The organism is Nostoc sp. DedSLP04 (genome assembly GCF_034530775.1).
Taxonomy (GTDB): domain Bacteria; phylum Cyanobacteriota; class Cyanobacteriia; order Cyanobacteriales; family Nostocaceae; genus Nostoc.
The window spans coordinates 1-10,326 of sequence record NZ_JAVRCL010000062.1; the positions used below are offsets into that span (position 1 = coordinate 1).

7 protein-coding genes are annotated in these 10,326 nt (G+C 41.7%); 4 read left to right on the forward strand and 3 right to left on the reverse strand.

The window, feature by feature from the left end:
- Both RMX89_RS27445 and RMX89_RS27450 read right to left on the reverse strand, forming a co-directional pair.
- Positions 1-2,745: filamentous hemagglutinin N-terminal domain-containing protein (locus RMX89_RS27445; protein ID WP_322691146.1), on the reverse strand; the 2,745-nt coding region annotated here is incomplete at its 3' end.
- 248 nt (positions 2,746-2,993) lie between these two features.
- Positions 2,994-3,797, reverse strand: coding sequence for an aldo/keto reductase (locus RMX89_RS27450; RefSeq protein WP_322691147.1), 804 nt, complete (start codon positions 3,795-3,797; stop codon positions 2,994-2,996).
- A 533-nt stretch (positions 3,798-4,330) separates the two neighbouring features.
- On the opposite strand from RMX89_RS27450, the gene RMX89_RS27455 reads away from it, so the two are divergent.
- The 4 genes from RMX89_RS27455 (at position 4,331) to RMX89_RS27470 (ending at position 8,299) form a co-directional block, all read left to right on the forward strand.
- Entirely contained in the window at positions 4,331-5,107 is a 777-nt protein-coding gene (locus tag RMX89_RS27455) for a hypothetical protein (protein ID WP_322683909.1), read from the forward strand.
- A 410-nt stretch (positions 5,108-5,517) separates the two neighbouring features.
- On the forward strand, positions 5,518-5,877 hold the full coding sequence (locus RMX89_RS27460; RefSeq protein ID WP_322691148.1) for a microviridin/marinostatin family tricyclic proteinase inhibitor: 360 nt from the start codon (positions 5,518-5,520) through the stop codon (positions 5,875-5,877).
- 179 nt (positions 5,878-6,056) lie between these two features.
- A complete protein-coding gene (locus tag RMX89_RS27465) occupies positions 6,057-7,046 on the forward strand; it encodes an MvdC family ATP-grasp ribosomal peptide maturase (protein WP_322691149.1) in 990 nt (329 codons plus the stop codon).
- 278 nt (positions 7,047-7,324) lie between these two features.
- A complete protein-coding gene (locus RMX89_RS27470; RefSeq protein WP_322691150.1) occupies positions 7,325-8,299 on the forward strand; it encodes an MvdD family ATP-grasp ribosomal peptide maturase in 975 nt (324 codons plus the stop codon).
- 411 nt (positions 8,300-8,710) lie between these two features.
- Here the strand turns inward: RMX89_RS27470 and RMX89_RS27475 are convergent, their stop codons facing one another.
- Positions 8,711-9,946, reverse strand: a complete 1,236-nt coding sequence (locus RMX89_RS27475) for a DUF4336 domain-containing protein (protein ID WP_416212011.1) — start codon at positions 9,944-9,946, stop codon at positions 8,711-8,713.
- Positions 9,947-10,326 lie beyond the last annotated feature (380 nt).

Sequence of the window (10,326 nt, forward strand, 5' to 3'; positions counted from 1 at the left end):
TTTTTGCGAGAGAATACCGAAAATCCCGTTTGTTGTAATGTCAACTCTACCACCAGTTCCTGTAAAGGCATTAGCGCTGATATCGCTATTTTCTTTAAGAACGGCGACAATGAAAGGGCTATTAATGGTGATGTTACCGCCATCGCCACCGAATTCGCTACTGCCGGCGGTGGTAGAAATTTGACTATGATTGCGTAGTAATAATAAGTCTTGCAACTTCAGGGTAATATTACCACCATTCCCCGATCTGGTTATGGCGGCGATCGCTCCTTGATTATCCAGGCTCAAAGAACGAGCTTGGATGTCAAGGTTGCCTGCCGTCCCCGCGCCGGTACTACTGACAGTGACTTCACCTCCATCCCGGACACTCATCTGCTCAGTTTCAACCTTTACACTTCCCCCATTACCAGTACCTTCTGGCGTCACCGCAGCGCTGATTTGGCTGTTAAAGTTACCATTTGCTGATTTACCAACAACTTCTACAGATTTCGACGCATGAATTCGTAATTTACCTGCATTGCCCACTCCAGCAGTTCCAACCGATACTATTGCACCACCTCTCACACTCAAGCGATCGGTTTCAATTGTTAAATCGCCACCGTTGCCTCTGGGTGGAATCACTGTTTCGTCTGCGTCTACTTCAACACCTGCATTGATACCTATAGCATAGAGGTTATCAATAGGTGTATCAAATACCTCTACTTCCGAAGCCCGAATTGTGAGATTACCAGCGTCGCCTTGACCAAAAGTAGCGACTTGCACTTTACCTCCATTACTGACACTCAAGCGTTTTGTCTCAATGGTCAAGTTGCCACCGCGACCCTCACCTCTAGGGTTTACCTGAGCAAATAAGCCAGCAGGATTTTCAATATTAGATGTAAATGATTTGATTTTTCCGCTAATTTCCACTGACTCGGCAGCGTGAATAGTCAAATTTCCAGCAAACCCTTTACGATAAACACTGCTTCCCACTTGACTGTCAATGATATTCATAGTGACAGTTTCAATGTTTATATTGCCAGCATTCCCTTGTCCAAAAGTACTGGCAGATAGTTGTCCATCTCGGACAATCAACTGATTGGTATTAATTGCCAAATCTCCTGCTGTTCCTGTACTCGATGTTTGAGTTAACAAGCTGCTGGGAAAGGGAAATAAACTATTACTATTAGTAGCAGATCCTATCAGTTTAACTGATTGGGAGGCATTGACTGTCAAGCTTCCTCCAGCCCCACTACTGCTAGTTCGAGCTGAAATCGCTGCTCCATCTTGGATTAATAACTGATTGGTGTTAATCGTAATCTTTCCTGCGGGCCCTATGTCATAAGCGTTAGAACTTATTCTGCTAGGATACCATCTATTAGGAAACTGCGGAAGAACAGCAGTACCGACTAGCTGCACTGATTCGGCATTTACTGTTATACTCCCTCCAACCCCTTTACCTTCGCTATCGGTTATAATTCCGGCTCCATTTTGGATGAGTAACTGTCTAGTGTTAATCGTGATGTCTCCGGCGTCTCCTACTCCATTAGATGCAGCAAACATACCAGTAGAGCCTAAATTGGGATTATCTGGAATACCGATTATTTGCACTGATTCTGAGGCATTCACAGTCAAATTTCCTGCCACACCTGCATTCGTTGTACTAGATGAAATCTTTCCTCCTGCTAAGATTTGTAACTGTCTGGTGTTAATTGTCAGGTCTCCTGCATCTCCTGTCCCAGAATTTTCAGCAAATAAACCACTGCGAATTCCAGTAGGTGATTCTCCAACGACTTGCACTGATTCGGAAGCATTTACACTCAATCCTTTTCCAGGTAATGCTCCTAAAGTGCTGGCTTCAATCTTGGAACCTCCACTAACTGTAACTTTTTTACCCCACACCTGAATAGCGCCGCCACCTTCCCCACTGGTACTGACCAAGGCTTGATTACTGAGTGAGATATCGGCTTTAGCTAGATTATCAGGAACAATCAAACTTAAATTATTACCATCCACATTCAGTCCGACTGTCCCCTCACCTGCAACTCCTGCCAATTCCACTCGCCCACCCGGAGCATTCAATTGACCTTCGTTGATGGCAATTTCTCCACCGACTAATAGCAAACTTCGAGCATCTGGTACTCGTAGACCAAAGATATTATCTCCTGTTGGTGCAATTGACCTGTTTTCAATTCTGCCAGCCTGAAGTTGATTGAATAGCAAAGCCGAAGGATTAACTGTTAGTAATACAGAAGGAGTCTGAGGATTTGTTGCACTAAATTCCAAGCCATTGCCAAACACAAAAGAATTCGCCGTACTCCCGACAAAGGAACCCGCCACATCTAGTCGTGCATTGTTCCCAAATAAAATGCCATTGGGATTAATCAAAAACAAATTTGCATTACCATTTACCCCTAATGTACCGAGAATATTCGAGATATTACTTCCCGTCACCCGTGTGAGAATATTGGAGATTCCCGTGGGATTGGCAAAATAAACCCGCTGCAATTCACCCACATTGAATTCCTGGAAACTATGGAATAGGTTTGTACCGCGAATTGCTCCACCATCAATCCGGTCAGCAGTACTACCTTTGATATTGACATTAGGAGTGACTTTTGAAGAGTTATTACCCAATGTTCCATCAGGGGTCATCTGGGCTAAGGCGTGATTTTCACAAGAAAATATGCCATGAGCAAGCACTCCAATAATACTAATAGCTTCTAATAAATCTGAGTGCCAATTCCTATTTTTACAGGTTGTCATATCAGAACCAGCCTCACTTGCTCATTTCTTACCTGTGAATATGCAATCAATTTTTTGAGAAATTTATCTATAATTAATTTTATTTCAGCAGATATTTTGACTAGATGAGAGGAAAATATTAAAAAATTAAAATTAATTAATAGACATTTAGTGAAATTAAATATGCGTTATCCAGAACCCTTGTAAGCAGTTTAAAGAAAAAATAGCACTATAGATGAATTGCTTTACCACTAGCAATAACCAGGATTTTAAATCCATTGAGTATCAAAAGAGTCTTGTCCAGTACCATAAATTAAATCGCCATACTCCTGCCAATGAGTTAGTTCCTGCTGCGAAAGTTGAGGTGAGTGCAGCACAGAAAGATTTTCCAGTAATTGCTGCCTATTTTTTGGGGCAGTAAGTGCCAGACGCACTGCCCGATGACTTAGTGCCATTCGGTAACAGTCTGCTGCTAGTGGTGGTTTTTGTTGCCAGTTGGGATGCCCCTTAAGTAATGACCCCCAACGAGTACAGGTAAATGCTACTACTGGAATACCTGCCTTTGAAGCGCTGGGAAGAACATCTTCTTCAGCTTTTCGATGTGCCATATTATAACGGAGCATCAGCACATCAATGTGACGTACTTCAATTAATTGTTTGGCAATAGGTAGGTTGTGAGTTGTGACTCCTACATAACGCACGAGTTTTTGATCTTTCCAAGAATGCAGTTCGTCAAGCACCGCTTGAAGTTGAACTATGTCATCAGCAGGGGAAACATATTCAGCAAAAAATACATCCACTTGCGCGATATTTAAACGATGGCGCACACAGTCCAAGTAATTGCGTAAAGATTCTATATTCCGATTTTCACTACCTGTTGCTACCAAGGTCTGCTCACGCTTTCCTACCAACAGAGATTTCAAGCCATCCAAGAAGTTTTCCGATTCCAAATTGTAAAAGAAAAAGTAATTGATCCCCGCTTCAAATGCCAATGAAACAGTTGCAGCATCTATCGATTGCCCTGCTAAACCAAGAATGCTTGCTGGCTGTCTGTGTATAGTTACTAACTCCACGTCAACGCTCCAATTCTCACTTTTACTCTATTACACCTTCATGATGTTAGTGAAAACTCAATGAATCTTAATTTTTAATCATCTTTTGCAATGATTGATAAAAATTGGTTAACTTATGAAAAAAGGAAGTCAGGAGTATTGAATTAGGTGCTACAAGTTGGAAACCACGCAATCATGTCACGGTTAAGTATATAGCAATTCCTAGTTACGTGAGGTACAAAAATAATGTTTTTAAACGCAGACGAGCGCAGAGTCAAACGCAAAGGTACGCAGAGGCTTACCTAATTTTATTAGTGATTTACTCAGTACCTCAGTAGGTCGGGAAACGCTATAATAAAATATAAAATTCTTACTGTCGAATCTTATTTCACAATGATATAAGCTAATAATCTCACTCCAGAATGTATATTTCAACCAAATAAAGTAATTGAGCTTTAAAACGCTTTAACTCATGCAGAACTCTAGTTAATATCGTCACATTCGTCAAGCGTCAACAGAATGGCTCCATGTTAATTTAAGATTTTTTGTGTGCAATGAAAAAGCCTGGATTTATTGAGCGTCATCACCTGTGGACAGAAATCCAAAAAGAAGCATCTAAAAAGCTTGAGGCTGTTGTCAAAGAACGGGATCTATTGTTGATTCGTACCGCTTGGTCAGACCAGCATGGGATTGTTCGCAGCAAATCGCTCTTACCGCAGACATTTTTCAGCGCCTTAGAAAACGCTATGCAAATCAGCACAGGCACATTCCTGTTTGATACTGGTGGTGCAATAGTATTTAACCCGTTTGTTCCTGGCGGTAGTTTAGATATGCCTTTGATGACAGGTGCGCCAAATCTTGTAGCTGTTCCTGTCCCTGATACCTTCAAAATTCTGCCTTGGGCAAAACGTACTGGTTTTATTCTCTGTAACGAGTACTTTCAAAATGGTCAGGTAATGCCCTTTTCCAGTCGCGGTATTTTGCGCCAATCATTGGTAGAGTTACATCAAAGGGGATTGGAGTATATTGTCGGCTTAGAAGTTGAGTGGTATCTGGCAAAGTTAGAAGATCCAATGTTAGCGATCGCTAATGTTGGTACTTCTGGAAAACCTGGTGAACCTGCTAAAGTTAGCGCTGTAGAGCATAGTTTCCAATATCTTTTAGAATCCCACAATCCAGAGATTCACGACTTACTGCGCGTTTTAGCAGAAAACTTAGTTGAAATGGGATTACCTTTAAGGAGTGTAGAAAATGAAGGAGGTGTCGGTCAATTTGAATTTACAATCGCTTTTTGCAGTCCATCGGCGATCGCCCACCAGAAGACTATTTAAAACAGGTGACTAACTGGGAGCAAAGAGAATATTTTGAATTATTTTGAAGTCAATAATTCCTAGAAATATCGCGCTTTTAAGGATGATTATTAAGATATTTAAGTGAATCTTTTGATAATTACCTGCCCCACCATCCCCAGTCCCCAGTCCCTTGCTATACTGTTTCACAATTGCGCCCCATTCATACTTGCTGTAAGAAAAATTATTACATTTTTAACTTTATACAAGCGTAATTACACAAAAGTAAATATTTATGTTTTAATAAATATTTACTTATTTTGGTAAGTCAAACTTCGCCAATTTCCGAGGTTGAGTTGATGTATAAACTCTTTTTTTGGCAAAAGTATTAGTATGTAATATGTCATATAATACAGGAGATATTTAAGTTCAGTTGTTATAGGAGAAAGATTGTGTCTGAAAACAAACCAGAAAAGTTGAATTCACAAGCAGTACCATTCTTCGCTCGATTCTTGGAAGGGCAAAGCCTTGAAGACCTTTCTGAGGAAGAATCAAAAGCGATTATCGGTGGTAAATGTAATAATGCCACAAACAAGAATAAGGATGAACTTGTAACAACTCTGAAGTCTCCATCCGATCAAGAAGATGGCGCAGTAACTAAGAAGTACCCTTCCGATAGTGATGAGTTGGCTGTTACTCAGAAGTATCCATCAGATGGTGAAGACAGTTCGCCGTCTTCACCTTCAGAGTTGGCTGTTACTCTGAAGTATCCATCAGATAATGAGGACAGTTCGCCGTCTTCACTTTCATAGCTGCATACTTTTGATTACACCAAAGATGCGGTTTTAAAACTATTGTCAGTATAAAAATACAGTTAGTGCCAACTTCGTCTAGGGGTTGGCTTCTCATTAAAATTAAGTTCACTTGTTTAAAATTTTGCTTTCTCAACAGTTAACAATAGTGAAAATGCAAAAACTAATAAAAATATTTTATGCACCTCGATCGTGATGTAGTTTTATTAATCACTCATAGTGGTGATTATTTTACAATAGATAAAGTTGCAGAAGCAGTATCAAAACTAGGTGCACAGCCATTTCGTCTTGATACTGATAAGTTTCCGATCGCACTCCAACTCCAGGCTAATTTAAGTAACTCTGGTAGCAATCATTCACTGATATATAACGATCGCTCCCTCAACACCGAGCAAGTGCAAGCAGTATGGATGCGGCGTATTTGGCAACCCGATCTTGGTCAAGAATTGGCTCCACAATTTCAAGCAGCCTGTTCTAATGAATCACTCGCAGTCTTAGATGGCTTTTGGGACAGCCTCAGAGATGCTAAGTGGGTGGATGATTTACACCGGATAAGTGCAGCTGAAAACAAGTTACGCCAACTGCGGATTGCATCGGAAGTAGGTCTTGTTATACCTCGGACTCTCGTCACCAACAATCCTCAAGAAGCACGAGAATTTTTCCACCAAGTTAAGGGAAAAATGATTGTCAAGCTGCTCAGACCTCTTTCTTCTGGGATGCAAGCCTCTTCTTTTTTCATGTATACCAGCGTCGTTAAAGAAGAAGACTTACTTGATGCTGAAACACTGCGCTATTGTCCAGTTATGTTTCAAGAACAAATCCCTAAACAGCAAGAACTACGAGCAGTATATGTGAATGGCAATCTGTTTGTCGGGGCGCTAGATGCGTCTGAATATGCAGCATCTACCCAGGATTGGCGACGCGAGACAAAAAAGATTCTTACCTGGCAACCACATCAATTACCCGATCGACTAATCCGTTGTTTGGATGCCTTTATGGCTAAGTTTGGGCTGATTTTTGGAGCATTTGATTTAATTAAAACGCCATCAGGAGAATATGTTTTTTTAGAAATTAATCCTACAGGAGAGTGGGGAATGCTGGAGAGAGATTTGGACTATCCAATTGCTTTTGCGATCGCATCTGCATTACTTTCAACAAGTCCGAAGTAAAATGCTCATACTTAAAAATTCCCAACCAACTGATAACCCAATACGCTTGGGTTAAGGCTGAATGGCACTAAGTTAAAATATAGCCCCTGCCCTGACTGGTTAAGAGCCTCCAGGCTGGGAATCCATCTTGGGAGGCTCCGCCTCCAGTGACTTGACCAGAGGCAGCAGCCCACAGCAATACATTCCCAGTCTGAAGACTGGGAACGAGGCGAATTTATTTATCGGGATTATTAATTTTGAATTTTGAATTTTGAATTTTGAATTCGGAGCGAAGCGACGTGACTATTTTAATCATTACTCACAGCCAAGATAACGAAAGTATTCCTTTAGTTATTCAGGCAATTGAAGCCCAAGGAAAGAAAGCATTTCGTTTTGACACAGACCGATTTCCCACAGAAATGCAGTTAGATATTTACTATGGTAGTAGTCAGCGAGTGATTTTGAGTGTCGATGACCAGACATTAGATTTAAATGAAGTGTCAGCTGTTTGGTATCGGCGCATTGCAATTGGGTCAAAAATTCCCAACTCGATGGACAGGCAACTTAGAGAAGCCTCACTGAAAGAATCTCGCGTCAGCATTGAGGGAATGATTGCTAGTATCAGGGGGTTTCATCTTGACCCTCTGCCAAATATTCGCCGAGCCGAAAATAAGCAACTGCAATTACAAATAGCAAGAGATATCGGTCTTGATACGCCTCGCACTCTGACTACAAATAATCCAGTAGCAGTAAAGCAATTTGCCCAAGAGTGTCAGCAGGGAATGATTACCAAAATGCTCTCTTCCTTCGCTATTTATGATGAACAAGGGCGAGAAAAAGTTGTGTTTACAAATCCAATTTCCTCAGAGGATCTAGATAACCTTGATGGTTTACGTTTCTGCCCAATGACATTTCAAGAAAAGATTCCCAAAGCATTGGAATTGCGGACAATTATTGTCGGTAAACGCGTGCTAACGGCTGCGGTTGATTCTCAAGCTTTGGATAAGGCACGTTACGACTGGCGCAAACAGGGAATCGCCTTACTCGACGCTTGGGAGTCATACACTTTGCCCAAAGATGTCGAAGAGAAATTGCTCAAACTCATGGCAGAATTTGGTTTAAACTATGGAGCGCTTGATATTATTTTGACTCCTGATGGTCGTCATGTATTCCTGGAAGTTAACCCAGTTGGCGAGTTCTTCTGGCTGGAACGCTGTCCTGGTTTACCGATTTCCCAGGCGATCGCTGAGGTTTTAAATAATTCAGCTAGTTGATTACAAATTCTCTTTATAGGATGTCTGAAAAGTTCTTTTATATACATCTAATCCTTGGAGATCCCCCTAAATCCCCCTTAAAAAGGGGGACTTTAAGACTCTTATTCCCCCTTTTTTAAGGCTACGGTGTACACACAAGTGTTGGTGCAGTGTATCTATCCCGCCTCGGAATAAATTCCGAGTCTCATAACCAAAGTCCTCTAAAAGAGGACTAAACAAGAAATTTAGTTTAGTCCTCTTTTAGAGGACTTTAGCTTATCAGCCCGGAACTTTAGTTCAGGGCGGGATATTTGCTCAGTGTGAGACTTTCACTTGAACAGAAATATTGGGTGGGTAGGATTTTTAGAGATGTGTGTACACCGTAGCTTTTTTAAGGGGGGTTAGAGGGGATCGATAAATATTTGATACTTCTCAGACATCCTCTTTAGCTGGCGTTGCGATACCGCGTTTAACTAGACTTGCTTCAAGTTCCTGAATAAATTTTAAGTCTTCCTCCAATAGAGGCTGGCTTTGGCTAGAAGAAAGATTTTTTTCCAGAAAAGCAAATGCTTGCCGAAATTGACGCGGATTTGCTTTAATTAGCGATTCAAAGTGACAGGAAATAATCTGCTGAAAATCCCAACTTGCAACTGTATCAACCCATTTGATGACTTGTTTTGGTGCTTGAGGAAAAATGAGGATTTGCAAAATCGGTGCGACAAATGGTCGTCCCTGACCTCGTAGAGCCTCGAATGCCTGCTTCCAGTTTTCTTGCCAGCGAAAAGGAAATAAACCAAAGTACGTTTTTAGCGATCGCTCTGGTGCTTTGAGAGCATCACGAAACATCTGTCCGATTGAAGCAACTTCCAAAGCACTTGGACGGAAGTAAAGCGCAAACAGTGAAATGCGTTGCCATCCCTTGCGGCGGTTGTCTTCATTGTCCTCGATTGTCTCTGAGGCATTGTCCCTGGCATGAAACAGTAAGGGATAAGGATCTAATTGGAGGATTTCTGGTGGGTCAACTGGCACAGAAAGTATAGAATCAGTTACAAGCAGAGTGCGCGATCGCTTGTGAAACAATGCAACTTCTGCAAAAGATCCTCGTCCCAAGTCGATGTCTAATATTGCATAGTCAAACTCCAGAGCGAAGGGAGCAAGGCTTGAGTCCTCTGGGAGTTCTTGAGTTCGTTTTTGGGGAAAACCTAGCCAACTAAGCGGCAGATTGAACGGGAAACTCCACTGGTGTGAGGCAACAAACACTTGTGCTTGAGGAAAGCGACGAGCAAAGGGGCCAACGAAGACTTTATGCTCCAGACCAGAACTGGTTGGCAGTAAGATATACTTAACTTCACCGTGCTTTGCTACCAACTCATTAACCAAGCGGACACACTCAGTTGTGGGAGCAACGGGTGCATAAACCAGAAGTCCTCCGCCAAAAAGCTTGACGACAGTCATACGAATCGGCACGATGGTGTAGAGAATGCCGTGAAGCTGATCGAATGTCCAGATAGTATCCTTAACTATTTCCTGACGAATTGTCCGCCGCCTGCCGTAGGGGTAGAGTGGGACAGCAGCCCAGAATAGCCATGACCAATCCTTGGGGTTGTTCAAAGGAGACATCCCTCGATCTTGTAGTTCAACTCTCGACTGAGATCCAAGTGAATTCATCGTCGTTTCATTGTCCTGGCGTGGGCCAGTTATGAGAGTGCTGTAGTGGCTATAAGCATTGATATAGCACGCTTGTTAGGCGAAGGCAACTGGCTAGAATCCCCACACAACACTTGTCGGTAATTAATTCTTTTTACCGAAAGTCTCTCAGAGAATGGGGACGCTCTGCAATGACTTTTGAGCAGGCGATCGCCTACATTACTTCGTAGGGGTAGTGTTACGGAAGCTGTAACAAACCGCTTATTTATGGCAAGCTTGAGGCACTGAAAAGGGTGAATCAACTAAGATATTTAGCTTATCTCAACTAAGATATTTAGCTTATCTTAACTAAGATATTTAGCTTATCTTAACTAAGATATTTAGCTTATCTTAACTAAGAT

What these genes read in the sequence shown, in the direction of transcription:
- RMX89_RS27465 (WP_322691149.1), top strand. Translation starts at nt 6,057, where the DNA reads ATGCACCTCGATCGTGATGTAGTTTTATTAATCACTCATAGTGGTGAT.
- RMX89_RS27475 (WP_416212011.1), bottom strand. Translation starts at nt 9,946, where the DNA reads ATGAATTCACTTGGATCTCAGTCGAGAGTTGAACTACAAGATCGAGGG.
- RMX89_RS27455 (WP_322683909.1), top strand. Translation starts at nt 4,331, where the DNA reads ATGAAAAAGCCTGGATTTATTGAGCGTCATCACCTGTGGACAGAAATC.